Source organism: Streptomyces sp. NPDC048504, from assembly GCF_043200035.1.
Classification (GTDB): domain Bacteria; phylum Actinomycetota; class Actinomycetes; order Streptomycetales; family Streptomycetaceae; genus Streptomyces.
On record NZ_JBICXA010000004.1, the window covers coordinates 583,901 to 608,262 of the forward strand.

Annotated in this window: 22 protein-coding genes, 2 pseudogenes and 1 riboswitch; of the genes and pseudogenes, 9 read left to right on the forward strand and 15 right to left on the reverse strand. The window is 70.2% G+C overall.

Going from position 1 to position 24,362, the window contains the following annotated elements; genetic code table 11:
• Positions 1 to 28: 28 nt before the first annotated feature.
• Genes kdpA through ACGFY9_RS13505 form a run of 4 tightly spaced genes read right to left on the reverse strand, consistent with a single transcriptional unit; the run spans position 29 to position 2,295 of the window.
• Positions 29 to 1,693 (reverse strand): potassium-transporting ATPase subunit KdpA, encoded by a 1,665-nt coding sequence (gene kdpA / locus ACGFY9_RS13490; protein ID WP_393753858.1) that lies wholly within the window; start codon positions 1,691 to 1,693, stop codon positions 29 to 31.
• Between the two features lie 8 nt (positions 1,694 to 1,701).
• Positions 1,702 to 1,791: a K(+)-transporting ATPase subunit F gene (gene kdpF, locus ACGFY9_RS13495; RefSeq protein ID WP_016434100.1), complete on the reverse strand. Its 90-nt coding sequence runs from the start codon at positions 1,789 to 1,791 to the stop codon at positions 1,702 to 1,704.
• A complete protein-coding gene (locus tag ACGFY9_RS13500; RefSeq protein ID WP_384169531.1) occupies positions 1,788 to 1,973 on the reverse strand; it encodes a hypothetical protein in 186 nt (61 codons plus the stop codon). Before ACGFY9_RS13500 ends, kdpF begins: the two co-directional genes overlap by 4 nt.
• On the reverse strand, positions 1,960 to 2,295 hold the full coding sequence (locus ACGFY9_RS13505; protein WP_393753859.1) for a hypothetical protein: 336 nt from the start codon (positions 2,293 to 2,295) through the stop codon (positions 1,960 to 1,962). The genes ACGFY9_RS13500 and ACGFY9_RS13505 overlap by 14 nt, the downstream gene beginning before the upstream one ends.
• Positions 2,296 to 2,366: 71 nt before the next feature.
• On the opposite strand from ACGFY9_RS13505, the gene ACGFY9_RS13510 reads away from it, so the two are divergent.
• Positions 2,367 to 3,971 (forward strand): Na+/H+ antiporter, encoded by a 1,605-nt coding sequence (locus ACGFY9_RS13510; protein WP_393753860.1) that lies wholly within the window; start codon positions 2,367 to 2,369, stop codon positions 3,969 to 3,971.
• 4 nt (positions 3,972 to 3,975) lie between these two features.
• Here ACGFY9_RS13510 and ACGFY9_RS13515 read toward each other — a convergent pair whose 3' ends face one another.
• Complete coding sequence (locus ACGFY9_RS13515) at positions 3,976 to 4,482, reverse strand: hypothetical protein (protein WP_393753861.1); 507 nt, start codon at positions 4,480 to 4,482, stop codon at positions 3,976 to 3,978.
• Positions 4,483 to 5,434: 952 nt separating this feature from the next.
• On the opposite strand from ACGFY9_RS13515, the gene ACGFY9_RS13520 reads away from it, so the two are divergent.
• Positions 5,435 to 7,390, forward strand: coding sequence for an amino acid transporter (locus ACGFY9_RS13520; protein ID WP_393753862.1), 1,956 nt, complete (start codon positions 5,435 to 5,437; stop codon positions 7,388 to 7,390).
• A 154-nt stretch (positions 7,391 to 7,544) separates the two neighbouring features.
• Positions 7,545 to 8,066, forward strand: a complete 522-nt coding sequence (locus ACGFY9_RS13525) for a hypothetical protein (protein WP_393753863.1) — start codon at positions 7,545 to 7,547, stop codon at positions 8,064 to 8,066.
• Here the strand turns inward: ACGFY9_RS13525 and ACGFY9_RS13530 are convergent.
• Positions 8,044 to 8,634, reverse strand: coding sequence for a DUF1707 domain-containing protein (locus ACGFY9_RS13530; protein ID WP_393753864.1), 591 nt, complete (start codon positions 8,632 to 8,634; stop codon positions 8,044 to 8,046). The genes ACGFY9_RS13525 and ACGFY9_RS13530 overlap by 23 nt on opposite strands.
• Positions 8,635 to 8,732: 98 nt before the next feature.
• Between ACGFY9_RS13530 and ACGFY9_RS13535 the strand changes: the two genes are divergently transcribed.
• A complete protein-coding gene (locus tag ACGFY9_RS13535) occupies positions 8,733 to 9,128 on the forward strand; it encodes a molybdopterin-binding protein (protein WP_033286997.1) in 396 nt (131 codons plus the stop codon).
• Positions 9,129 to 9,152: 24 nt separating this feature from the next.
• On the opposite strand, the gene ACGFY9_RS13540 is transcribed toward ACGFY9_RS13535, so the two are convergent.
• The 3 genes and pseudogenes from ACGFY9_RS13540 to ACGFY9_RS13550 all read right to left on the reverse strand — a co-directional run.
• The gene (locus ACGFY9_RS13540; protein ID WP_393753865.1) at positions 9,153 to 10,313 is read right to left on the reverse strand and encodes an NAD-dependent formate dehydrogenase; all 1,161 of its coding nucleotides are present in this window, start codon (positions 10,311 to 10,313) and stop codon (positions 9,153 to 9,155) included.
• Between the two features lie 104 nt (positions 10,314 to 10,417).
• Positions 10,418 to 11,347, reverse strand: coding sequence for a LysR substrate-binding domain-containing protein (locus ACGFY9_RS13545; RefSeq protein WP_393753866.1), 930 nt, complete (start codon positions 11,345 to 11,347; stop codon positions 10,418 to 10,420).
• 24 nt (positions 11,348 to 11,371) lie between these two features.
• A pseudogene (locus ACGFY9_RS13550) lies at positions 11,372 to 11,491 on the reverse strand (helix-turn-helix domain-containing protein); the annotation flags it as partial.
• Between ACGFY9_RS13550 and ACGFY9_RS13555 the strand changes: the two are divergent.
• A pseudogene (locus ACGFY9_RS13555) lies at positions 11,490 to 12,708 on the forward strand (xanthine dehydrogenase family protein molybdopterin-binding subunit); the annotation flags it as partial. The pseudogenes ACGFY9_RS13550 and ACGFY9_RS13555 overlap by 2 nt on opposite strands.
• On the opposite strand, the gene ACGFY9_RS13560 reads toward ACGFY9_RS13555, so the two are convergent.
• Positions 12,623 to 13,111: a molybdopterin-dependent oxidoreductase gene (locus tag ACGFY9_RS13560; RefSeq protein ID WP_393753867.1), complete on the reverse strand. Its 489-nt coding sequence runs from the start codon at positions 13,109 to 13,111 to the stop codon at positions 12,623 to 12,625. The pseudogene ACGFY9_RS13555 and the gene ACGFY9_RS13560 overlap by 86 nt on opposite strands.
• A 219-nt stretch (positions 13,112 to 13,330) precedes the next feature.
• Here ACGFY9_RS13560 and modA point away from each other — a divergent pair, with 219 nt between their 5' ends.
• Genes modA through ACGFY9_RS13575 form a run of 3 tightly spaced genes read left to right on the forward strand, consistent with a single transcriptional unit; the run spans position 13,331 to position 16,129 of the window.
• A complete protein-coding gene (modA, locus tag ACGFY9_RS13565; protein ID WP_393753868.1) occupies positions 13,331 to 14,152 on the forward strand; it encodes a molybdate ABC transporter substrate-binding protein in 822 nt (273 codons plus the stop codon).
• Complete coding sequence (gene modB, locus ACGFY9_RS13570) at positions 14,149 to 15,006, forward strand: molybdate ABC transporter permease subunit (RefSeq protein ID WP_393753869.1); 858 nt, start codon at positions 14,149 to 14,151, stop codon at positions 15,004 to 15,006. The genes modA and modB overlap by 4 nt, the downstream gene beginning before the upstream one ends.
• 49 nt (positions 15,007 to 15,055) lie before the next feature.
• Positions 15,056 to 16,129: an ABC transporter ATP-binding protein gene (locus tag ACGFY9_RS13575; RefSeq protein ID WP_393753870.1), complete on the forward strand. Its 1,074-nt coding sequence runs from the start codon at positions 15,056 to 15,058 to the stop codon at positions 16,127 to 16,129.
• Between the two features lie 75 nt (positions 16,130 to 16,204).
• Here the strand turns inward: ACGFY9_RS13575 and gcvP are convergent, their stop codons facing one another.
• Positions 16,205 to 19,090: an aminomethyl-transferring glycine dehydrogenase gene (gene gcvP / locus ACGFY9_RS13580; RefSeq protein WP_393753871.1), complete on the reverse strand. Its 2,886-nt coding sequence runs from the start codon at positions 19,088 to 19,090 to the stop codon at positions 16,205 to 16,207.
• Positions 19,091 to 19,278: 188 nt separating this feature from the next.
• Positions 19,279 to 19,374, reverse strand: a riboswitch (glycine riboswitch).
• 114 nt (positions 19,375 to 19,488) lie between these two features.
• On the opposite strand from gcvP, the gene ACGFY9_RS13585 reads away from it, so the two are divergent.
• The gene (locus tag ACGFY9_RS13585; RefSeq protein ID WP_318015068.1) at positions 19,489 to 19,860 is read left to right on the forward strand and encodes a PRC-barrel domain-containing protein; all 372 of its coding nucleotides are present in this window, start codon (positions 19,489 to 19,491) and stop codon (positions 19,858 to 19,860) included.
• Between the two features lie 685 nt (positions 19,861 to 20,545).
• On the opposite strand, the gene ACGFY9_RS13590 is transcribed toward ACGFY9_RS13585, so the two are convergent.
• From ACGFY9_RS13590 to ACGFY9_RS13605, 4 genes are all read right to left on the reverse strand, one after another.
• The gene (locus tag ACGFY9_RS13590) at positions 20,546 to 22,114 is read right to left on the reverse strand and encodes a DNA polymerase IV (RefSeq protein ID WP_393753872.1); all 1,569 of its coding nucleotides are present in this window, start codon (positions 22,112 to 22,114) and stop codon (positions 20,546 to 20,548) included.
• Positions 22,115 to 22,171: 57 nt separating this feature from the next.
• On the reverse strand, positions 22,172 to 22,816 hold the full coding sequence (locus tag ACGFY9_RS13595) for a MerR family transcriptional regulator (RefSeq protein ID WP_365307478.1): 645 nt from the start codon (positions 22,814 to 22,816) through the stop codon (positions 22,172 to 22,174).
• Positions 22,817 to 23,032: 216 nt separating this feature from the next.
• Positions 23,033 to 23,506 (reverse strand): bifunctional nuclease family protein, encoded by a 474-nt coding sequence (locus ACGFY9_RS13600; RefSeq protein ID WP_006123076.1) that lies wholly within the window; start codon positions 23,504 to 23,506, stop codon positions 23,033 to 23,035.
• A gap of 85 nt (positions 23,507 to 23,591) precedes the next feature.
• A complete protein-coding gene (locus tag ACGFY9_RS13605; protein WP_393753873.1) occupies positions 23,592 to 24,329 on the reverse strand; it encodes a MerR family transcriptional regulator in 738 nt (245 codons plus the stop codon).
• Positions 24,330 to 24,362 lie beyond the last annotated feature (33 nt).

Here is a 24,362-nt window from a genome sequence, read left to right on the forward strand (position 1 = left end):
TGGTTTTCTTGGTTGTCTATACGGGTGCTCATGACGCCAGCCCCTCGGCCAGCGGGCCCAGCGCCAGCGCCGGGAAGTAGGTCAGACCGGTGATGATGAGGATCGCGCCCACCAGCAGACCGGTGAACAGCGGCTTCTCGGTACGCAGGGTTCCTGCCGTGACCGGCACCGGCTTCTGCTCGGCGAGCGAACCGGCCAGGGCCAGCACGAACACCATCGGCAGGAAGCGGCCGAGCACCATCGCGAGTCCGGTCATGGTGTTGAACCAGTCGGTGTTCGCGTTCAGACCTGCGAAGGCGGAGCCGTTGTTGTTGGCGGCGGAGGTGAAGGCGTACAGCACCTCGGAGAAGCCGTGCGCGCCGGAGTTCAGCATGGAGTGCGGCGGGGTCGGCAGCGCCATGGAGGCGGCCGCGAAGATCAGCACCAGGGCCGGGGTGATCAGGATGTAGCAGGCCGCGAGCTTCATCTCGCGGGTGCCGATCTTCTTGCCCAGATACTCGGGCGTACGGCCGACCATCAGACCGGCGATGAACACCGCGATGACCGCCATGATCAGCATTCCGTAGAGACCGGAGCCGGTACCACCGGGTGCGATCTCGCCCAGCTGCATGCCCAGGATGGTGATTCCGCCGCCGAGACCGGTGAACGAGGAGTGGAAGGAGTCCACCGCGCCCGTCGAGGTCAGGGTGGTCGACACCGCGAAGATCGAGGAGGCGCCGACGCCGATCCGGGTCTCCTTGCCCTCCATCGCACCGCCGGCGGCCTGGAGCGCCGCGCCGTGGTGGGCGAACTCGGTCCACATCATGAGGGCGACGAAGCCGACCCAGATGGTGGCCATGGTGGCGAGGATCGCGTACCCCTGCTTGATCGAGCCGACCATCACGCCGAAGGTGCGGGTCAGCGCGAACGGGATGACCAGCAGCAGGAAGATCTCGAACAGGTTGGTGAAGGGCGTCGGGTTCTCGAAGGGGTGGGCGCTGTTGGCGTTGAAGTAGCCGCCGCCGTTGGTGCCGAACTCCTTGATGGCCTCCTGCGAGGCGGCCGCACCGCCGTTCCACTGCTGCTGCCCTCCCATGAACTGCCCGACTTCATGGATGCCGGAGAAGTTCTGGATGGCGCCGCAGGCGACCAGCACGATCGCGGCGATGACCGAGCCGGGCACCAGGATGCGGATGACGCCACGCACCAAGTCGGCCCAGAAGTTGCCGAGTTCACCGGTGCGCGAGCGCGCGAAGCCCCGTACGAGGGCCACCGCGACGGCGATGCCGACGGCCGCGGAGACGAAGTTCTGCACGGCAAGACCGGCGGTCTGCACGACGTGACCCATGGTCTGCTCGCCGTAGTACGACTGCCAGTTGGTGTTCGTCACGAACGACACGGCCGTGTCGAACGACTGCGCCGGGTTGACCGAGGAGAAGCCCAGCGAGCCGGGCAGGATGCCCTGGATCCGCTGGAGGAGATACAGGAAGAGAACGCCGACCGCCGAGAAGGCGAGCACGCCGCGCAGGTACGCGGGCCAGCGCATCTCGGTGTTCGGGTCGGCACCGATGCCCTTGTAGATCCACTTCTCGACGCGCAGGTGCTTGTCGGAGGAGTAGACCCTGGCCATGTAGGTGCCGAGGGGGATGTAGGCGAGTGCCAGCGCGCCTATGAGGGCGAGCAGCTGGAGGACGCCTGCGAGTACCGGACCCATGTGGTGACTCAGAACCTCTCCGGGAAGATCAGGGCGAGGACGAGATAGCCCAGCAGGGCGACGGCCACGACGAGGCCGACAATGTTCTCGGCGGTCACAGCTTCGTCACCCCCTTGGCGACGAGGGCCACCAGCGCGAAGACCGCGATCGTGGTGACGACGAAGGCCAGATCGGCCATCGTGAGCTCCTGGAATGAGGTTCGGATGGAACGGACGCTTAGAGGTAACCGCGCCCGTGACCGGATTCGGCCGCCGTTGACGGGTCCCTTACGGCGGCGCATACGCCTTTGACGCGACTCTTACGGCGGGGCCACGAACCGGGCGCGCGCCCCGCGACCGGGATGTCCGTGAGTGGAGGTTGGCGCGGTCCTCGGGGTCCGGGCAGCAGACCGCGACCGCGCGCACCTCGTCGCCGAGAGAGGCGGCGGCCCGCCGTGCCTCGTCGAGCGTGCGGTAGGTCTTGTCGACATCCGGGGCCGCCCCGAGGCAGCCCTTCAGCCGCCCGCGTCGTACGTCGTTCAGCGCCTCCCGGACAAGCGCCCCGCAGCCGCTCAGGCAGGCTTCTTGACGCGTCTCCGGCGCCGCCCGCGAGGACGTTGACACTGTTTTGACGGCGCCCGGCCGGGTTAGGGTGAGCGCGGTGTGCCGGGAAGTCTGGTCGGCGGGGAGTCCACATGGGCTCGTCCAGGCCCCAGGGGGACGGCATGCGCGGCATCGGTACGGTTCTGGCACTCGTGGTTCTGGCGACGCTGGTCGCGACCTTCGCCCGCCGGTGGCGGATTCCCGCCCCCTCCCTGCTCGTGGTCGCCGGTCTCGCCGTGGCCCTGCTGCCGGGGACCCCGTCGATCGAGATCAGCCCGGACGTGATCGGCCTGGTCGTCCTGCCGCCGCTCCTGTACGCCAGCGCCGAGGAGATGTCGTGGCGCGAGCTGAAGGCGGTGTGGAAGCCGGTCGGGATCCTGGCGATCGGCCTGGTCCTCGCATCGGCGGCAGCCGTGGGCTGGGTGGCGTCGACGGTCACCCCGCTCTCCTGGCAGATGGCGCTCGTGCTCGGGTCGGTCCTCGCCAGCACCGACCCGGTCGCCGTCACCGCGCTGGGCCGCCGGCTCGCCCTGCCGCCCCGGGTCCAGGTCCTGGTCCAGGCGGAGTCCCTCTTCAACGACGCGACCTCGCTGGTCCTGTTCCGGGTCGCGGTGAGCGTCGCCGTGGCCTCGGCGGCGGCCAACTGGGGTGCGGCGGGAGGGGAGTTCGTCGTCCTCGCGGGCGGCGGCACGGTCATCGGGGCGGCCGTCGCCTACGTCGTCACCCTGATCCGGCGGCGCACCGAGGACCCGGTCCTGGAGACGGTGATCTCCCTGGTCACGCCGTACGCGGCCTACGTCCTGGCGGAGGGCGCCCACACGTCCGGCGTGACCTCGGTCGTGGTCGCCGGGGTCGTCCTCGGCGGTCGCGGCGACCGCCTCACCAACGCCCGCATCCGGCTCCAACTGCACGCCGTCTACGGCACGGTGGTGTTCCTGCTGGAGAGCGTGGTGTTCTCCCTGATCGGCCTCGCGCTGCCCGCACAGGTGCGGGCGCTGTCCGACGGCGACCGCGCGTGGCCCCTGTACGCGCTCGCGGTGGCGGGCACCCTGATCGCCGTACGACTGCTGTGGCTGGCGCCGCTGTCGGCGGTGGTGCAGCGCAAGGGCGGTGTGCACAGGGTGAATTGGCGGGTGCCGATGGTCCTGACGTGGGCGGGCACCCGGGGTGTCCTCCCGCTGGCGGCGGCCCTGTCGATCCCGGAGGTCACCAAGACCGGCGCCACCCTGACCGACCGCCCCCTCGTCCTGGTCCTCACCACCTCGGTCGTGGTCGTCACCCTCGTCGTCCAGGGCTTCACCCTCGCGCCGGTCGTCCGCCGCTCCGGAATCGCCCTGGAACCCGACCACACGGAACGCGAAGAGGCGTCCGCCCGCTGCCGGTTGGCCGACGCGGGCATCCGCCGCCTGGACGAACTGGCCGAGCTGGAGGCGGTCCCGGACGTCGTCCTCGACCGCCTCCGCCGCGGCCTCAACGCCCGCCTCGACGACGCCCGCGACCGCCTCTCCGACAACAACGGCCAAGCGGCGCACGCCGAATCGGCCGACCTGGTCTACCGCCAGCTCCGCCGCGACCTGATCGCCGTGGAGACGGTCGAACTACAGCGCCTCTACGACGACCACACCATCAGCGACACGACCCGCAGGCGCCTCCAGCGGTCCCTGGACCTGGAGGAGGCCAGGCTGGCGGACGCCTGACCGCTCACCGGAACTCGGCGAACCGCGCCCGCAGCCCGAGGACGGTGAGCGCGGCCGCCGCGAGGAGGGTTCCGAGTGCGGCGGGCAGCAGCTCGCCGACGTCCGAGTCGGTGAGGGACTCCACGGTCCGCTCATCGGCGCGATCCCCCTGCGCCGCCACGGCAAGGGCGCGCAGATCATGCCCGATCTCATCCCGGGCATCACCGTAGAACCCGACCGCCTTCGCGTACGGTGTCCGCAGCCGCCCCTTGCCCGCGTCGCCGTTGGCCAGCAGGAGGTTGGCGACCTGGGCGTCCATGTCGTTGAGGGCGAGTTCGAGGTCGGCGGCGCTGGTGGTACGGGGTGCGTCGCGGCCGGCCACGGTGTTCCAGGTACCGGAGGCGGAGAGACCGGCCAGCGCGAGGAGCACGGCGAGGGCGCCGGCGATCAGGACCGTGACCGCACGCAGGAGACGCAGCCGAGCGGGCACGGTGGCCCAGTAACGACGGCGGAGACCGGCCCACGCGGCCACGGCCTGCTGGTGGAGGCGGTGCCGTGCCGGAGCCGGACCGGAACACCCCCCGACCGGAACAACCGGCGGTCGCACCGGTGGCGGTGAAGGGGCCGGCCTCTTGGGCCTCCGCGATGTTCCAGCCGTGATCGTCACGGTGCTCCCCCTGCCATGCCCCGGACGGCGGCCGTACCCCGCCCCTCGCGTCCGCCAGTCTGGAACCGGATCAGGCCAGGGACGACGCGCGTTGACAGACTCCTGACGCGCCCCCGAGCGAGATTGACGGGGCCTTGACGGGGTTGCCGTCGGGGTCGACGCGGGTCCGCAACTGCCTTGCCAGGCAGGGTTGTTCGAGAGTCCTCCCGGGTTGACCCCGGGCTTCCGCCAAACGAGGGGCCCAGCGGACTCCGAGCGGGGCGCGGCAGTCCGCGCGGACCCGAGCGAGGTAGGCCTCATGTCCTGCGGGGCCCAACCGCCGGGGCAGCTCCCGGCGCCGATTCCCTGCCGAATAACGGACACCGAGACCCGGCACACCACTCCGGTACCCCTGCCGCACCCGTGCCAGACCGCACGCCGCCCCGCCCACATCCCCACCCCGCCCCCTGCACCCCCCTAGGGGCGCGGGGAACTGCGCGACCAGCCCCAACACACCCGCACCCGCCCAACAACAGAACCCCCCACCCCCCAAGGCGCCGAAACACCAGCCCCCCAAGCCCCCCACCCCCGTAACGCTGGGTATCCACCATCCCCAACCACCCCCTCCCCACCCCCATACAGCCCAACGCACCCCCAACCAGCCCCATCCCCCCTTTCCTGATGCGCCCCCACCACCAACCCGGCCAGTCTTAACGCAAGATTGACGCCGAAGGCCCCCGCATCCGTGGGCCCACGCGTCACTCTCCGCTTACGCTGGTGCCGCCGTCCGCGTGATGGCCAAAGACCACACGCTGACCCGCACTCCAGGAGCACGCCGATGGCCACGACCGAACACCCTCCCAGTCGTATGCGCGCCTGGATGCTGGAGGGCCTGGCCGACATGGGCAAGGGCAGCCACCAGGTCGCGCAGACCGCACCGGAACCCCAGCAGCACGTCCACCAGGGCCAGCGCTGGTGGCGGGTGATGTGCCTGACCGGTGTCGACTACTTCTCCACCCTCGGCTACCAGCCGGGCATCGCCGCCCTCGCCGCCGGCCTGCTCTCCCCCGTCGCGACGATCGTGCTCGTGATCGTCACCCTGGCCGGCGCCCTCCCCGTGTACCGCCGCGTCGCCGAGGAGAGCCCGCACGGCGAGGGCTCCATCGCGATGCTGGAGCGGCTGCTGTCGTTCTGGAAGGGCAAGCTGTTCGTCCTGACCCTGCTCGGGTTCGCGGCGACGGACTTCCTGATCACGATCACCCTGTCGGCGGCGGACGCCTCCACCCACCTCGTGGAGAACCCGCACCTGACGAGCATGCTGCACGACAAGCAGATGCTGATCACGCTGATCCTGGTGGCCCTGCTCGGCGCGGTGTTCCTGAAGGGCTTCCTGGAGGCGATCGGCGTCGCCGTGTACCTGGTGGCGGCCTACCTGAGCCTCAACCTCGTGGTCGTAGCCGTCGGCATGTGGCACGTGCTCACCGCGGAGCACGTGGTCACCGACTGGACCAGCGCCCTGACCACCGAACACGGCAACGTCTTCGCGATGATCGGCGTCTCCCTGCTGGTCTTCCCCAAGCTGGCGCTCGGCCTCTCCGGTTTCGAGACCGGCGTGGCCGTCATGCCACACGTCGAGGGCGACCCGGACGACACCCACGACAACCCCAAGGGCCGTATCCGCGACACCAAGAAGCTGCTGACGACCGCCGCGCTCATCATGAGCGTGTTCCTGATCGCCACCAGCTTCATCACGACCGTGCTCATCCCGGAGAAGGAGTTCAAGGCGGGCGGCCAGGCCAACGGCCGCGCGCTCGCCTACCTCGCGCACGAGTACCTGGGCAACGCCTTCGGCACGGTCTACGACCTCTCCACCATCGCCATCCTGTGGTTCGCCGGCGCCTCCGCGATGGCCGGCCTCCTCAACCTGATGCCGCGCTATCTGCCCCGCTACGGCATGGCCCCGCACTGGGCCCGCGCCGTCCGCCCGATGGTGATCGTCTTCACGCTGGTCGCGTTCCTGGTCACCTGGATCTTCGACGCCAGCGTCGACGCCCAGGGCGGCGCCTACGCCACCGGCGTCCTGGTCCTCATGTCCTCCGCCGCGATCGCGGTGACCATCGCGGCCCGCCGCGCCCAGCAGCGCAACTGGACCGTCGCCTTCGGCGTCGTCTCGGCGGTCCTCCTCTACGTCACGGTCGTGAACGTCATCGAACGTCCCGACGGCGTGAAGATCGGCGCCTGCTTCATCGCCGGCATCATCCTGGTCTCCCTGCTGTCCCGGCTGGCCCGCGCCTTCGAACTCCGTGTGACGAGCGTGCAGTTGGACTCCATGGCGGAACGATTCATCCGCGACATGGCCAGCCGGAAGATCCGCTTCGTCGCCAACGAGCCCGACCGCCGCGACAAGGCCGAGTACCGGGACAAGATCGAGCAGATCCGCAACGACAACGACATCCCCGGCGAGGACTTCGTGTTCGTCGAGGTGACGGTCCTCGACGCCTCCGAGTTCGAGGCGGGCCTGACGGTGCGGGGCGAGGTGCTGCACGGCCGTTACCGCGTCCTGACCCTGGAGTCGTCCTCCATCCCCAACGCCCTGGCCGCCCTGATGCTGCACGTCCGCGACACGACGGGCCGCACCCCGCACATCTACTTCGAGTGGACCGAGGGCAACCCCTTCGCCAACTTCCTGCGCTTCTTCCTCTTCGGCCAGGGCGAGGTCGCCCCAGTCACCCGCGAGGTCCTCCGCGAGGCGGAACCGGACCGCGCCCGACGCCCGCGCGTCCACACCGGCTGACCGGCACGCGGCGCCCGCGTGTGCACACCGGCGACCGTTCGCAGACCCCCCGAGCCGACGTCACCGTAAGAGATACGACAAAATCCGGCACCGGTGTGTAAGAGCCCCGTCAGCGGCCCGCGCGACGCGCTCGTGGCGGCCTACCGTCGGCCTCATGCGGCACAGCACCCTCCCACCGGACCCGGCCGGCGACCGCCACTGGCGTGGTGACGCCCGGCTGGCGACGGGCTGCGCGCTCGGCTTCCTCGTCATGACCCTGCTGGTCGACGGGGAAGCCGGAACCCTCACCCTGACCCGCGCGCTGCTGTGGTTCGCCCTGTCGGCGGTGCTCTTCGTCGTCCTGCTGCCGCACCGCGTCACCGCGGGCCCCGGCTGGCTCACCGTGGACAGCCCGCTGCTGAGGCGCACGGTGCACACGGACGCGCTGACCGTCGTACGGCAGTACGGCGACGTCTCCGCACGCCTGGTCCTGCGGGACACGTACGGTCAATGGCTCGAACTGGACCCCCGTGTCCTGGTCGCCAACCCCCTGCTCTGGCACGAGCTGGACACGGGCATGCGGCACTCGACGGAACGCGGCACCCTGCGCCAGGGCACCGATGTCCGGCGTCACCTGGAGCATCTGATCGACGACGAGACCGCGCGGTCGGTCCTCAGGGCGTCGGGGATTTCCTGATCCCGCGCCGCGTCCGGCGCACCAGGACCTTCCCGAGCCGTATCTGCCCGACGACCTCGATCCGCAGGTCGACCGGCACTCCCGCCTCGGCCCGCCCGCGCGTCTTGATCTTTCCGTAGCTGAACACCAGGGAGTCGGTGTCCACCACGATGCCCGGCGGGATCAGCAGCCGCAGCGCACCCAGGTGCATGTCCAGGTCGATGCGCAGAACGCCCTGGGTGATCACCGCCTGCGTGAAATCGAGGGTCACATCGCCCAGGTGCGACTGGATCTCCAGCCTGCGCGGCACCACCCAGCCCTCGCCTCGGTGCGCCGAACCGCCGTGCTGCTCGATGCGGACGACGTCCCTGACCTCGGCCGCGACCGCACCGGCCACCGCAGGCAGGTCGGCCGTCAGGACCGCCAACTCGCCCATCGTGCGGGCGGTCAGGGCGGCCTCGACGCGCTCGTCGAGTTCGTCGGCGGTCAACCGTCCGTCGCCTGCCGCGCCGGTCAGCACGTCCACGACGCGGTCCCGGTCCGCATGCGAGGCCCGCAACCCGGTCGTGCTGGTCAGCTCACCCGACATACCTTCACCCCGATCGACGGCCTGACGCTATATCGCGTTATACCCCAGAGCCGTCCCCCCGTCCACCGCATTGCGTTTCTGGCCCTAGGGTGGCGCGTATGCAGTCCTACACAATCGGCCAGGCGGCGCGGCTGCTCGGCGTGAGCCCGGACACCGCGCGCCGGTGGGCGGACGCGGGCCGGGTGACGACCCACCGTGACGAGGGCGGGCGCCGCCTCATCGACGGGATCGATCTGGCCGCGTTCTCGGTCGAGTTGGCGAAGGCCGGCGGTGTCGAGGAGGACCCCTCCTACACCTCGGTGCGCAACGCCTTCCCCGGCATCGTCACCGCGATCAAGCTCGGCGACGTCGCCGCCCAGGTCGAGATCCAGGCGGGCCCGCACCGGCTGGTCTCCCTGCTGACCCGCGAGGCCGTCGAGGAACTCGGCCTGGAGGTCGGCATGGAGGCCACCGCCCGCGTGAAGTCGACGAACGTGCACATCGACCGGGTGTGAAGAGCGGGCCGTGGCCTCCGTCCGTCACTTGTTGACCGAGTAGGAGTGCGCGCCGGTACCCGCCAACGCTCCGCCGTCCACGATCAGATACTCGTCCCGGATCGGTCGCCCCGCGAAGAACGCCTCCAGGATCTCCCGCGTGCCCGCCGCGTACCGTGCCTGCGCCGACAGCGAAGAACCGGAGATGTGCGGGGTCATCCCGTGGTGCGGCATGGTGCGCCACGGGTGGTCCGCCGGAGCGGGCTGCGGGAACCACACGTCACCTGCGTAGCCCGCCAACTGCCCACTGCGCAGGGCCCGGTCGACGGCGTCCCGGTCGACGATCTTCGCCCGCGCGGTGTTGATGAGATAGGCGCCGCGCTTCATCTGCGCGAGCAGCTTGTCCCCGAACAGCCCCTCCGTCTCGGGGTGCAGCGGCGCGTTGATGGTCACGACGTCGCAGTGCGGCACCATGTCCTCGGCGCTCTCGTGCCACGTCAGCCCCAACTCACGCTCCACGTCCTCGGGAAGCCGGTGCCGGTCGGTGTAGTGCAGCTCGACGTCGAAGGGCGCGAGCCGCCGCAGCACCGCGAGCCCGATCCGCCCGGCGGCGACCGTCCCGACGTGCATGCCTTCGAGGTCGTACGAACGGGCCACGCAGTCCGCGATGTTCCAGCCGCCGTCGAGCACCACCTGGTGGGACGGCAGGTAGTTGCGCACGAGGGACAGCGTCATCATCACGACGTGTTCGGCGACGCTGATGCTGTTGCAGTACGTCACCTCGGCGACCGTCACGCCGTGCGAGATCGCCGAGTCGAGGTCGACGTGGTCGGAGCCGATGCCGGCGGTGACCGCGAGCTTGAGGTTCTTGGCGGCGGCGATGCGCTCCGGGGTGAGGTACGCGGGCCAGAACGGCTGCGAGATCACGATGTCGGCGTCGACCAGTTCGCGGTCGAAGACCGAGCCCTCGCCGTCCTTGTCGGAGGTGACGACGAGGGTGTGCCCGGCCGCCTCCAGGTAGGCGCGCAGGCCGAGTTCACCGGAGACGCTGCCGAGCAGCTGGCCCGGGGTGAAGTCGACCGCCTCGGGAGTGGGGGTGGTCTGACCGCCGGGGTAGTGGTCGATCACCGGCAGGTCGTCGCGGGCGTACGAGGTCGGGTATCCGTCGATCGGGTCGTCGTACAGGACACAGAGAACCTTGGCCATGTCGCGGCTCCTCAACTCCGTTGTCGGAAGGTGGACTTCACGATCCTCGGGGTCGATCGCCCTGGTCAAAGCGAACGTTGCTATGTCCAGATAGCCCGCTCCTATCAGCTGCCGCCCAGGTACGTGTGCAGCAGCTCGTCGAGCGCGTCCCGTACGCCCGCCTCCCTGGCCACCTTCAACAACGCCTCCGCCAGCACCGATCGGGGCTCGCTGCGGGCGACGACCAGTCCGACCCGCGGCCCGTGCGCGGGCCCGTTCAGCGGTACGACCCGCATGCCGTCCGGTACGTCGAACATGTGCAGCCACGCATGGGAGATCACGCTGGACCAACGGCCGCCGGGCAGCAGGGTGTAGAGCCCGGCGACGCTGTCCGACTCGATCGCCGGGGAGGCCGTCGCACCCTCGGCCGCGAAGCACTCGTCGATGATGCGGCGGTTGCGCATCCGCGAGTTGAGCAGGCAGAGGGGAAGCGTGGCCGCCTGAGCCCAACTGGCCTTGGAGACACCGGCAAGCGGCCCGTCGACGGGCGTGAGGAGCACGTACCGCTCCTCGTAGAGCGGAAGGCGGCGGACATTGCGCAGGGTGTCGTCGTCCAGGTACGTCATCGCCGCGTCCAGCTCGAACTCGGCGAGGCCCTGGGTGATGCCGACGGACGACAGCGACTCCAGGGCGACGCGGGCCCGGGGATGGCGTACGCAGAACGGGGTGGTGAGGAGGGACGCGGCGGGCAGCGCGGTCGGGACCACGCCCAGCCGCAGCGTGCCGGTCAGTCCGCCCCGCAGCACCGACAACTCCTGGTGCAGCGCGTCCCGTTCGGCCAGGATGCGGTGCGCCCAGGCGAGCACCACCTCACCCTCCGGGGTGAGCCCCTCGTACCGTCTGCCGCGCCGCACGATCGGCACGTCCAACTCGTGTTCCAGGCGCCGGATCGCGGCCGACAGCGAGGGCTGTGAGACATAGCAGGCCGCCGCCGCGCGCGCGAAGTGCCGTTCACGGGCGAGCGCGACGAGATACTCCAGCTGACGCAGCAACATGCCCAACCTCCCCTGACGTGCAGGTTAGGCGCTGTCCGCCCGGCACAACAGGGCTGCCCACAGGTCGAGTCGGTCGTAGAGCCGGGAGAGGTCACGGCCGGTGAAGTGCTCGATGCGCCCGATCCGGTAGTGCACGGAGTTCACGATGGCCGTCTACCGCGCCCCGCACAAGGAGGTCGACGCCTACTCCGTCTGCACGCACACCGTCCCGGCGGGCGCCTTCCGCGGCTACGGCCTCGGCCAGGTGATGTTCGCCGTGGAGTCGGCCCTCGACGAACTCGCCCGCCAACTCGACCTGGACCTCCTGGAGTTCAAAGCGAGGAACATCATCGGCCCCGGCGAGCCGATGCTCTCCCCCGGCGGCGAGGAGGAGGACCTGCACATCGCGAGCTACGGCCTCGACCAGTGCCTCGCGATCGTCCGCCGCGCCCAGGCGGAGCCCGTCTCCCAACTCCCCCCGGACGGCTGGCTGGTGGGCGAGGGCACCGCCCTGGCGATGATCGCGACGGGCCCGCCCGGCGGCCACATCGCCGACGCGAAGGCGAGCCTCCTCCCCGACGGCGGCTTCGATCTCGCCGTAGGCACAGCGGAGTTCGGCAACGGAACGACCACGGTCCACCGCCGGATCGCGGCCGGTGAACTCGCCACCACCGTCGACCGCATCACCGTCCGGCAGTCCGACACCGACGTCGTACGGCACGACACGGGCGCCTTCGCCTCCACGGGCACGGTCGTCGCGGGCAAGGCCACCCTGCGCGCCTCCCGCGCCCTCGCCGACCAGCTGCTCGGCTTCGCCGCCGCCCATCTGCAACTCCCGTGCTCCGACTGCGCGTTGGCCGAGGAGGCCGTACTGCACCCGGGCGGCCGTCTCACGCTGAAGGAGCTGCACGCTGCGGGTGCGGCGGTCGGGGTGGAGTTCAGCGCCGACGGGCACTTCGGCGGGACGCCCCGCTCGGTGGCCTTCAACGCGCAGTGGTTCAGGGTCGCCGTGGACCCGGACACGGGCGAGATCCGCATCCTGCGCAGTGCGCACGCGGCCGACGCGGGCAAGGTGATGAACCCGATGCAGTGCCGGGGGCAGGTGGAGGGTGGAGACGGCCGCGTTCCGGCGCTACCGGCTCCCCCAGTACGCGGATGTGCCGCGCACCGAGGTCCACTTCATGGAAACGGCGGACGCCATCGGCCCGTTGGGCGCCAAGTCGATGAGCGAGAGCCCCTTCAACCCGGTCGCGCCCGCCTTCGCCAACGCCCTGCGGGACGCGACAGGCGTGCGCTTCACCGGACTTCCGCTGACCCGAGACCGGGTGTGGCTGGCACTGGCCGACTCATCCCGTATCCCCCGTCCACCCGTATCGCACTGATCCCACTGATGTGCCGGGCCCCGCAACGGTCCTGCGGAAGCACCAGTTGCGGTCCGGCACGGTCCAGCGGGGTGTCGTCGACGCTCACGGCGAGCAGAACAGGAGCATGACCGAAGTCGGGGTCGATCTCGGCCCAGGACAGCAGCGCGTGGTGCCCGTCCGCACCGCTGACCGCGATGAGGAAACGCAGCCGGTCCTTGCGGCGGACGGGGTCGAAGCCGGGGCCGGCCGAGGACAGGACGTCGTAGAGCCGAGGTCCCGCGAAGCGGTGCACCTGGGTGCCGCTGGTGGCGCACTCGAAGCTGACCCGCACGCGGTGCAGCGGCCAGTCGAACAGGTCGGGCACGGTCAGCCGGGCCGGGCGGGCGAGGTCCCCGGTCAGGTCGAGCTGCGCGAGCGTCACGAGCCATCACCTCCCGGAATGTGGTACCCGTACAGCACTCCCGTACAAACGCACATGCGCACCCCGCAAGCGAATGGTGCAGCTCATGCGATGCGACAGGAGACTTATGCCTTGCACATGCGGCAGTATCATCGCGGCACGGCCGTTGCGGTCGTCCCAGGGCGCGACAACCCCTTTCATGAGCCCCTTTCATGAAGAGACCAGAGGAGTAGAACCGTGATGACCCGTTCCGCGCGTCGGACCCGCCGGACCCTGCAGGTCGCGGGGGCCGGAGCCGCCGCGCTGCTGGCCCTGAGCGCCTGCTCCTCCAGCGACGACTCGTCCTCCTCGAAGTCCGACTCCTCGGCGTCCGCGTCCCCGAAGATGTCCGGCACCGTCACCGTCTTCGCCGCCGCCTCGCTGCAGGAGTCGTTCACGACCCTGGGCAAGGAGTTCGAGAAGGCGAACCCGGGCACCAAGGTCACCTTCAACTTCGGCGGCAGCGACACCCTCGCCGCGAGCATCACCGGCGGCGCCCCGGCCGACGTGTTCGCGGCCGCGAGTCCCAAGACCATGGCGATCGTCACGGACAAGGGCGACGGCGTCGGCACGCCGGCCACCTTCGTCCGCAACCAGCTGGAGATCGCCACCCTGCCGGGCAACCCCGACAAGGTCGCCTCTCTGAAGGACCTCACGAAGTCCTCGCTGAAGGTCGTGCTCTGCGACAAGACGGTGCCGTGCGGTGCGGCGGCCCAAAAGGCGCTCACGGCAAGCAAGTTGAAGCTCACCCCGGTGTCTTACGAGGCGGACGTCAAGAGCGCCCTGACGAAGGTGGAGCTCAAGGAGGCCGACGCGGCGGTCGTCTACAAGACCGATGTGCACGCCGCCGGCAGCAAGGTCCAGGGCGTGGAGTTCCCCGAGTCCGCCGACGCCATCAACGACTACCCGATCGTCCTCCTCAAGAACGCGCCGAACGCCGTCGCCGCCAAGGCGTTCATCGCGCTGGTGCAGTCCGCCGAGGGCCAGAAGGTGCTGTCCGCGGCGGGCTTCCTCAAGCCGTGACCCAGCTGGACACCTCCGACGCCGCGACCGAAACCCTCAAGGGCGGTCCGCGGCGTCGCCGTGTCCGGATGACAGGCCGCGGGGTGCCGCTCCCCCTGCTGGTCCCCGCGCTCGTGGGCCTGGCGTTCCTGCTCCTCCCCCTGATCGCCCTTCTCGTACGGGCCCCGTGGCGGTCCCTCCCCTCCCAGCTGACCAGCACGGAGGTGTGGCAGGCGCTTCAGCTGTCCCTGTTCAGCGCGACCGCGGCGACGGCGGTGAGCCTGGTCCTGGGCGTACCGCTGGCCTGGGTGCTGGCCCGCACGGAGTTCCCGGGCCGCGGCTTCCTCCGCGCCCTGGTGACCCTCCCGCTGGTCCTGCCCCCGGTGGTGGGAGGCGTGGCGCTCCTCTTGGCCCTCGGCCGCAACGGCGTCGTGGGCCAGTGGCTGGACTCGTGGTTCGGCATCACGCTCCCCTTCACCACGACCGGCGTCGTGGTCGCGGAGGCGTTCGTGGCGATGCCGTTCCTGGTCATCAGCGTCGAGGGCACCCTGCGCGCCGCGGACCCCCGCTACGAGGAGGCGGCCCAAACCCTGGGCGCCTCCCGCTTCACCGCGTTCCGCCGGGTCACACTCCCGCTGATCGCCCCGGGCATCGCGGCGGGCGCGGTCCTCGCCTGGGCCCGCGCACTGGGCGAGTTCGGCGCGACGATCACCTTCGCCGGCAACTTCCCCGGCCGCACCCAGACCATGCCGCTCGCGGTCTACTTGGCCCTGCAGAACGACCCGGAAGCGGCCATCGCGTTGAGCCTGGTCCTCCTGGCCGTGTCGATCGCGGTCCTGGCGGGTCTACGGGACCGCTGGATGACCACGTCATGAGCAACACCCGTACGACCGCCCGCACATCAGCCCCCTGGACGTGCACGTCATGACCGACACCGCCGACGTCGAACTCACCGGGGCCCAGGGCCTCGACGCCCATCTCGTCGTGGACCGAGGCACGTTCCGCCTGGACGTAGAACTGACCGCCGCCCCCGGAGACGTGGTAGCCCTGCTCGGCCCGAACGGCGCAGGCAAGACCACAGCACTCCGCGCCCTGGCGGGCCTGGTCCGCCTGACGGACGGTCACCTACGGCTGGACGGCGCGGAGTTGGACCGCACACCACCGGAGTCCCGCCCGGTAGGAGTCGTCTTCCAGGACTACCTCCTCTTCCCCCACCTGACCGCGCTGGACAACGTCGCCTTCGGCCCACGCTGCCAGGGCGCGACGAAGGCGGAGTCCCGTGCGGTGGCCGCCGAGTGGCTGGACCGCATGGGCCTCGCCGAGCACGCGGCCGCCAAGCCCCGCAGACTCTCCGGCGGCCAGGCCCAACGCGTCGCCGTGGCAAGGGCGTTGGCGACCCGCCCGCGCCTGCTCCTCCTCGACGAACCCCTGGCCGCCCTGGACGCCCGCACCCGCCTCGACGTACGAGCCCAACTCCGCCGCCACCTGGCCGAGTTCGAGGCGGTGGCGGTCCTGGTCACCCACGACCCCCTGGACGCCATGGTGCTGGCCGACCGCCTGGTCGTGATCGAGCACGGCACGATCGTCCAGGAGGGCACCCCCGCTGGCATCGCCCGCCACCCGCGCACGGACTACATCGCCCAACTCGTAGGCCTCAACCTCTACAAGGGCCGATCCGACGGCCACACGGTCACCCTCGACACGGGCCCCACGATCACGACGATGGAGGACCTCCAGGGCGAGGTGTTCGTAGCGTTCCCGCCGAGCGGCGTAACTCTCTACGGCAACCGCCCTACCGCCGCCAGCGCCCGCAATCTCTGGCCCTGCGAGGTAGCGGGCCTGGAAACCCACGGCGACCAGATCCGCGTAGACCTGACCGGCGAACTCCCCCTGACCGCCGACCTCACGACGGTAGCGGCGGCCGAACTGAACCTGCACCAGGGCGCGTTGGTCTGGGCTGCGGTGAAGGCAACCCAGACCCACTCATATCCAACCTGAGCTACAGCGCCCCGAAAGGGGCGCGGGGAACTGCGCGCCCAGCCACAACGGACCCGCAGCCGAAGCTCCGAAACCTCAGTCCTCGTACGCATCCAACGGCGGGCAGGAACACACCAAGTTCCGGTCCCCAAAGGCCTGGTCGATCCTGCGCACCGGCGGCCAGTACTTGTCGGCGACGGACACCCCGGCCGGGAAGACAGCCTCCTCGCGCGAGTACGCGTGCTCCCAATTCCCGCCGAGCGCAGACGCGGTGTGCGGCGCGTTCCGCAACGGGTTGTCCTCAGCCGGCCACTCACCCGCCCCGACCTTCTCGATCTCCCCACGAATGGCGATCATCGCCTCGCAGAACCGGTCCAGCTCGATCAGGTCCTCGGACTCGGTCGGCTCGATCATCAGCGTCCCGGCCACCGGGAACGACATCGTCGGCGCGTGGAACCCGTAGTCGATGAGCCGCTTGGCGATGTCGTCGACGCTGACACCGGTCGCCTTGCTGATCGGCCGCAGATCGATGATGCACTCGTGCGCGACGAGCCCACCGGGCCCGGTGTAGAGCACGGGGTAGTGCGGCTCAAGGCGCTTGGCGATGTAGTTGGCGCTGAGCACCGCCACCTGCGTGGCCCGCTTCAGCCCCTCGCCGCCCATGAGCCGGACGTACGCCCAAGAGATCGGCAGGATCCCGGCGGAACCCCAGGGAGCCGCCGAGATCGGCCCAACTCCCGTCTCGGGCCCGGCCGCCGGCTGCAACGGGTGGTTCGGCAGATACGGCGCGAGGTGCGCACGCACACCCACCGGCCCGACCCCCGGACCACCGCCACCGTGCGGAATGCAGAACGTCTTGTGCAGATTCAGATGCGAGACGTCCCCGCCGAAGTGCCCCGGCTTGGCAAGCCCCACAAGGGCGTTGAGGTTGGCGCCGTCGACGTAGACCTGCCCGCCGGCTTCGTGGACCTGCGCACAGATGTCGGCGACGTGCTCCTCGAACACACCGTGCGTGGACGGGTAAGTGATCATCAGCACCGACAGCTCGTCGCGGTACTGCTCGATCTTCGCCCGCAGATCCTCGACGTCGATCTCACCGTCCTCGGCGGTCTTCACGACGACGACCTTCATCCCGGCCATCACAGCACTCGCGGCATTGGTGCCGTGCGCGGACGACGGGATGAGGCAGACAGTCCGCTGCTCATCGCCATTGGCCCGGTGGTACCCGCGTACGGCGAGCAACCCGGCCAACTCGCCCTGCGAACCGGCATTCGGCTGCAACGACACCTTGTCGTACCCGGTGACCTCGGCGAGCCGCTCCTCCAACTCCCGGATGAGCGTGAGGTATCCCTGCGCCTGCTCGGCGGGCGCGAAGGGGTGCAGCTGCCCGAACTCGGGCCAGGTGACCGGCTCCATCTCGGTGGTCGCGTTGAGCTTCATGGTGCAGGAACCGAGCGGGATCATGCCCCGGTCGAGCGCGTAGTCCCGGTCGGCGAGCCGACGCAGGTACCGCAGCATCGCGGTCTCGGAACGGTGGTCCCGGAACACGGGGTGCGTGAGGTACGCGTCGGTACGCAGCAGCCCCTCGGGCAGCGTGTCCTCGGCGGACACGTCGAGCGCCTCGATGTCCCCGTCGACCCCGAACGCGGTCCATACGGCGGCCAGTTGGGCACGCGTGGTGGTCTCGTCGCAGGCGATGGACACCTGGTCGGCGTCCACGAGGCGCAGGTTGACGCCGTCCTCACGGGCGGCCGCGACGACCTCGGCGGCTCGGCCCGGAACGCGCGCGGTCACGGTGTCGAAGTAGCCGCCGTGCACGACCTCGACACCACCGGCGGTGAGACCGGCGGCGAGGATCGTAGCGTACCGATGCGTCCGCCGCGCGATGCCCTTCAGCCCCTCGGGCCCGTGGTAGACGGCGTACATGCCGGCCATCACCGCGAGAAGCACCTGGGCGGTGCAGATGTTGCTGGTGGCCTTCTCCCGGCGGATGTGCTGCTCGCGCGTCTGCAGGGCGAGGCGGTAGGCCTTGTGCCCGTCGGCGTCGACGGAGACGCCCACGAGCCGCCCGGGCAGGCTGCGCGCGAACTTCTCGCGCACGGCCATGTAACCGGCGTGCGGCCCGCCGAAGCCCATCGGCACCCCGAACCGCTGCGTCGTACCGACCGCGATGTCCGCCCCCAGCTCGCCCGGCGACTTCAGCAGCGTCAGCGCGAGCAGATCGGCGGCGACGGTGACGAGCGCACCGAGCGCGTGCGCCTGCTCGATCAGCGGCTTGATGTCCCGTACGGCACCGGAGGCGCCCGGGTACTGGACGAGCACGCCGTTGATCTCCCGCTCGGCGATCTCGGCCGGGATGCCCTCGCTGAGGTCGGCGACGACGACCTCGACACCAGCAGGCTCAGCGCGGGTCTCGATCACGGCGATGGTCTGCGGCAGCGCGTCCGCGTCGACCAGGAAGAGCCCCTTCTTGTTCTTGCCCATGCGCCGAGACAGCGCCACGGCCTCCGCGGCGGCGGTCCCCTCGTCGAGCAGGGAGGCACCGGAGGTCGGCAGCCCGGTCAGATCGGCGACCATGGTCTGGAAGTTCAGCAGGGCTTCGAGCCGCCCCTGGGAGATCTCCGGCTGATACGGCGTGTAGGCCGTGTACCAAGCCGGGTTCTCCATCACGTTGCGCAGGATCACGGGCGGGGTGAACGTCCCGTAGTACCCGAGCCCGATCATGGAACCGAGGACCTCGTTGCGATCCGCGAGGGACCGCAGCTCGGCCAGCACCTCGGCCTCGGTACGGGCGCCCGGCAGATCGAGAGCGTCGGCGTTCTTGATCACATCCGGGACCGCGGCGGCCGTGAGCTCGTCGAGTGAGCCGTATCCGACCTGCGCGAGCATCTTGGCCCGCGCTTCCTGGTCGGGCCCGATGTGGCGCTGCTCGAACGGGATGCCCTGTTCGAGCTCGGAGAGGGGAATGCGAGGGGCAGTCATTAGGGAGGCCTCCTGGTCGGACACGACCTTCGAGGGCACCACGACAGCGGGGTGCCGGACGGCCTCCCCCTCTGTCATCTCAACCTGAGAGCTTCACCGGGCATCCCGAAGGAACCCGGTTTTCACCGTCGGTGAGAGCGAGAACCGTCGACATTGTCGACGACACCCGCCCTGCTTTCCAGAGTGACCTCGTCCGTGCGGTACGTGAGCCTGAGAGATTCCGGGGAGGATTTGCTCCTTCGGCGCCTCCGATGAAGTCTGGAGGACTCTCCCGCACGGGGTCAGCAGCCGATGGCCAGCCTACCAGCGAGCGTTGAAGCCGAGCTTTCGAGTGGCCACCTTGCCCAATGTGCTCTTTTGTAGTGCTTACGGATGAGTTGCGACCAGGAGGAGGGCCCGTGCAGACCGATATCGATCCGCGCAACCTGATCGGCCGCAAGGCGTTCGACCGCACCGGCGCCAAGATCGGCACGATCGACGAGGTCTACCTCGACGACGCGACCGGCGAACCGGAGTGGGCGGCCATACGCACCGGCCTGTTCTCCAGAGACGCCTTCGTCCCCCTGGAGCCCAGCGAACTGATCGAGGGCACCCTGCACATCCCCTTCGACCGCTCCCTGATCAAGGACGCCCCCGACTTCGGCGTAGGCCGCCACCTCTCCCCGGACCAGGAACTCCAGCTCTACCACCACTACGGCCTCGACGTGGGCCCGCCCCCATCGCTCCCGGACCACGACTTCGGCAAACTGGCGGGCTCCGACGACACGTGACCGGCTTCGGCGGGCGGGGGCGTCGCTGGGCCTTGGAGTCTCCGGGGGCGTTGACGCGCCGGGCTGGGTATCCGGGCGTCACGTGTCCGGGGCGTTGATACGGCGGCGGGGTATCCGGCCTTGACGCCACCAAGGGCATCGGCACAACAAGCGCGACGCTGGACCGCCACGCGTCGTCCGGTGACACCGGCTCGACCTGCGAAACGCCGGGGCTCGGCTCCGCCGACGGCAGCGGCTCAGCAGGCCCGACACCAGAACCCCGCGCAACCGACAGCAGGCGGCTGGCTCTGCGGGACACCGGGGCCCGGCTCGGCCAAGGGCCTCAGCGTGGAAGGCACGATGTCGGAACGCCACGCAACCGATGGCAGCAGCTCGGCTCGCGGAACGCCAGGGCTCGGCACGACCGACGACAGCGGCGTGCCCCGCGGAACACCGGGACCTGGCTCCACCGACCGCACCGGCTCAGCAGGCCCGACACCAGAACCCCGCGCAACCGATGGCAGCGAAGCGTCAGCCAGCTGGTCGGGGCCTCAGCTGTCCAGGGGTGTCTGCGCCGCAGGCAAGGCGTCAGGACACCGCGCGGCCGACGCCGACGGCTAGCAGGCAAGTCACCAGGACCCCGTGCCGACAACGGCAGCTCCTCACCCAGCGACGGTGGCAGCTCGACAGACGGCTCACCGTAGCCTCAGCCCTCCGGGGCCGCCGGCGCCGCCGCAGGCAGGACATCCGGACGCCGCGCGATTGACGCCGACGACTCGCTCGGCCGGTCGTCGGGCCCTGGCGCCGCCAACCGCGTCGGCATCGGCTCCCCAGGCAAGTCACCCGGCTCCCGCCCCGCCAAAGGCAACGGTTCCTCCGACGGTTCACCAGAACCTCGCGCCACCAACCCAGGCGCCGCACCCGGCAACACATCAGGACGCCGCGCCACCAACGGCAACGGCTCCGCCGACTCCAGCTCAGGATCATCGGTCCGGAACGTCCGCACCCGCCCCGGCCCCGAATCCTCCGGCGTCTCGAACCGCACAGTGACCCGCCCCAGCCCGCTCCCCTGTACCCACCCATGCCCGAACCCGGCGTGACGCACATCGTGCCCCGCGGGCCAGTGCCGCTCGGCAGGCGCCGCCGGCTCCTCGCCTCCCTCCTCCTCGGTGTGCTCCTCCTCAAGAAGATCGGCCTGTTCCCCCGCCGCCTGTGCGAACAGGTCCTCCTGCGTGTAGTCGGCGAGCCCGGAGACCCCCACCCCGAGCAGCCGTACCCCACCCGTGGTGTCCACGGAGTCCAGCAACCGGGCCGCCGCCTCCCGCACCACCCCCGGGTCGTCGGTGGGCCCACGCAGCGTCTCGGACCGGGTCAGCGTCGAGAAGTCGTACCGCCGCACCTTCAGCACGATGGTCCGCCCCGACAACCCGGCCGCCCGCAGCCGCCGCACACACCGGTCGACGAGCCGCTGCACCTCCAGGCCCACCCGGATCCGGTCATGGATGTCCACGTCGTACGTGTCCTCGACCGACACCGACTTGGTCTCCCTCTCGGCCACCACGGGCCGCTCGTCGTGCGCCAGCGCCATCGCGTACAGCGCGTGCCCGTGCGCCTTGCCCACCAGCCGTACGAGCTCGTCCTCACCCGCCTCGGCGATCTCGTCGACCGTGGTGATCCCGGCCCGCCGCAGATGATCACCCGTCGCCGGTCCGACCCCCGGCAGCGTGCGCACCGACAGCGGCCCCAGCAATGTCCGCTCGGTCCCGGGCTCGATCATCACGAGTCCGTCCGGCTTGGCCCGCTCGGAGGCGATCTTCGCGATCATCTTTGAGGCGGCGAGGCCCACCGATCCCGTGAGCCCTGTGACCGCCCGTATGTCGGCCCGCAGCCGTGCCCCGGTCACCTGCGCCGACTCCGCGTCCCAGGCCGCTCCCCCGGCCTCCAGGTCCACGAACGCCTCGTCCAGGCTCAACGGCTCCACCAAGGGCGACAGCGCCCGCAGCAGCCCCATCACCTGCTCGCTGATCGCCCGGTAGAACCCGAAGCGCGGCACCAGATACGCCGCGTTCGGAGCGAGCCGGCGCGCCTGGGCCATGGGCATCGCCGAGTTCACCCCGAAGACCCGCGCCTCGTACGACGCCGTGGCGACCACCCCGCGCGGCCCGAGCCCGCCCACCACGACGGCCTTCCCGCGCAGGCTCGGCTTGGACGCCTGCTCCGCCGAGGCGAAGAAGGCATCCATGTCGAGATGCAGGATCGTGGGCGCGCTTCTCACATCTCCGATGCTGCCCTACGCCACTGACAATGCCCCGCTACGGCTCCCGCCGGGCCCTCACACAGCCCGGTTGCGCCGCCTGGCCAGCTCGTCGGCGGGGTTGGCCCCGACGAGCGTCTCACCGGTGTCGACGCGCTCCCCGTGCAGCTGCGACAGGGCGCTCTCGACATCCCGCCACACGACCCCCACGGCGATCCCGAAGACCCCCTGGCCGCCCTGGAGCAGCGCGTGGACCTCGTCCGGCGACGTGCACTCGTAGACCGTCGCTCCGTCGCTCATCAGCGTCATGCGCTCCAGGTCACGGAAGCCGCACTCCCGCAGGTGCAGGACGGCGCTGCGGATGTTCTGCAGCGACACACCCGTGTCGAGGAACCGCTTGACGATCTTCAGGACGACGACATCCCGGAAGCTGTAGAGCCGCTGTGTCCCCGACCCGTGTGCGGGCCGCACGCTGGGCTCGACGAGCCCGGTACGTGCCCAGTAGTCCAGTTGCCGATAGGTGATGCCGGCCGCCGCACAGGCCGTAGGGCCCCGGTAGCCGATCTCCTCGGACGCCATGGACGTCGCCCCTCCGCTGCTCGGCACAGCCGCCGGCCGCTGCGGAATGCGATCGGCCGTACTGCCGTGAAGCGGGTACGGGCCTCTGTCCCCGAAACTGCGTTCCGGGGCACCCCCAGCCGTACCGTCGCCGCTGCTTCTCACGCCGACCTCCGTCCTTGACCTGCCTTCTCGACGGTAGGCAGTCACCAGGGGTGCGTCAACGATCGCCACACTCGGCACGCCGAGTGATAATCACCCAAGGAGTGGTTTCCCGTGTCCCACCGCGGGGAAAGGCTAGCCGAATGCGCTCGCGGAGAGCCGCAGGACGCTCTCACTCGCCGGTGGCAAATGCCGGCATTTTCGCGCCGTCCGCGGCTCTCACTGGCTGTTGGTGCCGAAGTCCTCGGGCGAGATCTGGTCGAGGAACTCGCGGAACTTCTCCACCTCGTCCTCCTGCTCGTCCGGGATCGCGATGCCCGCGTCGTCGAGCACACCGTCACTGCCGTAGATCGGCGTTCCGGTGCGCAGTGCCAGCGCTATGGCGTCGGACGGGCGGGCGCTCACCTCGACGCCGCTGGCGAAGACCAGCTCCGCGTAGAAGACGCCCTCCCGCAGATCCGTGATGCGCACTTCGGTCAGCTCCTGGCCGACGGCCTCCAGCACGTCCTTGAACAGGTCGTGGGTCAGCGGTCGTGCGGGGGCCATGCCCTGCTGCGCGAAGGCGATCGCCGTCGCCTCCCCGGGCCCGATCCAGATGGGGAGGTAGCGGTCGCCTCCCACTTCACGCAGGAGCACGATCGGTTGGTTGGAGGGCATTTCGACCCGGACACCTACGACATCGAGCTCGTTCACACAGCAACCCTAGGCCGTGCCCGGGACGTTTGGGTAGTCGGGCCGAGAACGGGTGACCGATCAGGCAGCCGCGGAGCCGCCCGTCTCAGGGCAGGCGCACGCCCAGCGCGGTCTGCACCAGAGCGGCGTGCAGCTTCGCCGTGAGCCCCGCCAGTTCCTTCGTACGGGCCTCCGCGTGGGCCCTGGTCTGCGGATTGCGGTGGCGCTTGAGCGGGGCCACCACCTGGTCGACAAGCCCCGCCTCACGGTCGGCGGCCGCCTTCATGGCGCGCAGATGCCGCGGCTCGATCCCGAACCGCCCGAGTTCGAGGACAAGTCCGGCCACGGTGACGGCTTCCGCGTCGTAAACCCCGTCCGGCAGTGGCGCGATGAGTCCGTACGACTCCCACTCGTCGAGTTCCTGCTCGCCGATCCCGGCGGCGGCCATCAGCTCGGCCCGCCCGACCCGGGCCGCCGTGGGTCCCTCCACGGGCTCCAGGACGACCTCGCCATCCCGCTGACGCCCCACCGTGGGCAGGGGGGCGGCCTCACCGCGCTCCATGGCGTCGAGATGCTCGCGGATCACCTTGAGCGGCAGATAGTGGTCCCGCTGCATCCTCAGGACATGGCCGAGGCGCTCGACGTCGGCGGGGCTGAACTTGCGGTACCCGGAAGGGGTCCGCTGCGGCTCGATGAGGCCCTCCGACTCCAGGAAACGGATCTTGGAGATGGTGACTTCGGGGAACTCGTCGCGCAGCACGTTCAGCACCGTGCCGATGCTCATCAGCCCAGTGTCCGCGGCGGCGGTACCGTGCCCGGCACCGCCGCTCGGTGTTTGAAGCATGGACCTTCCTGGGGAACCCCCCGGACCCAGTCC

Bases quoted from the DNA above. Each gene is read 5' to 3' on its own strand.
- kdpA (WP_393753858.1), bottom strand. From the start codon at position 1,693: ATGGGTCCGGTACTCGCAGGCGTCCTCCAGCTGCTCGCCCTCATAGGC.
- ACGFY9_RS13500 (WP_384169531.1), bottom strand. From the start codon at position 1,973: ATGCGCCGCCGTAAGGGACCCGTCAACGGCGGCCGAATCCGGTCACGG.
- ACGFY9_RS13510 (WP_393753860.1), top strand. From the start codon at position 2,367: ATGGGCTCGTCCAGGCCCCAGGGGGACGGCATGCGCGGCATCGGTACG.
- ACGFY9_RS13520 (WP_393753862.1), top strand. From the start codon at position 5,435: ATGGCCACGACCGAACACCCTCCCAGTCGTATGCGCGCCTGGATGCTG.
- ACGFY9_RS13525 (WP_393753863.1), top strand. From the start codon at position 7,545: ATGCGGCACAGCACCCTCCCACCGGACCCGGCCGGCGACCGCCACTGG.
- ACGFY9_RS13530 (WP_393753864.1), bottom strand. From the start codon at position 8,634: ATGTCGGGTGAGCTGACCAGCACGACCGGGTTGCGGGCCTCGCATGCG.
- ACGFY9_RS13535 (WP_033286997.1), top strand. From the start codon at position 8,733: ATGCAGTCCTACACAATCGGCCAGGCGGCGCGGCTGCTCGGCGTGAGC.
- ACGFY9_RS13540 (WP_393753865.1), bottom strand. From the start codon at position 10,313: ATGGCCAAGGTTCTCTGTGTCCTGTACGACGACCCGATCGACGGATAC.
- ACGFY9_RS13545 (WP_393753866.1), bottom strand. From the start codon at position 11,347: ATGTTGCTGCGTCAGCTGGAGTATCTCGTCGCGCTCGCCCGTGAACGG.
- modA (WP_393753868.1), top strand. From the start codon at position 13,331: ATGACCCGTTCCGCGCGTCGGACCCGCCGGACCCTGCAGGTCGCGGGG.
- ACGFY9_RS13575 (WP_393753870.1), top strand. From the start codon at position 15,056: ATGACCGACACCGCCGACGTCGAACTCACCGGGGCCCAGGGCCTCGAC.
- gcvP (WP_393753871.1), bottom strand. From the start codon at position 19,090: ATGACTGCCCCTCGCATTCCCCTCTCCGAGCTCGAACAGGGCATCCCG.
- ACGFY9_RS13605 (WP_393753873.1), bottom strand. From the start codon at position 24,329: ATGCTTCAAACACCGAGCGGCGGTGCCGGGCACGGTACCGCCGCCGCG.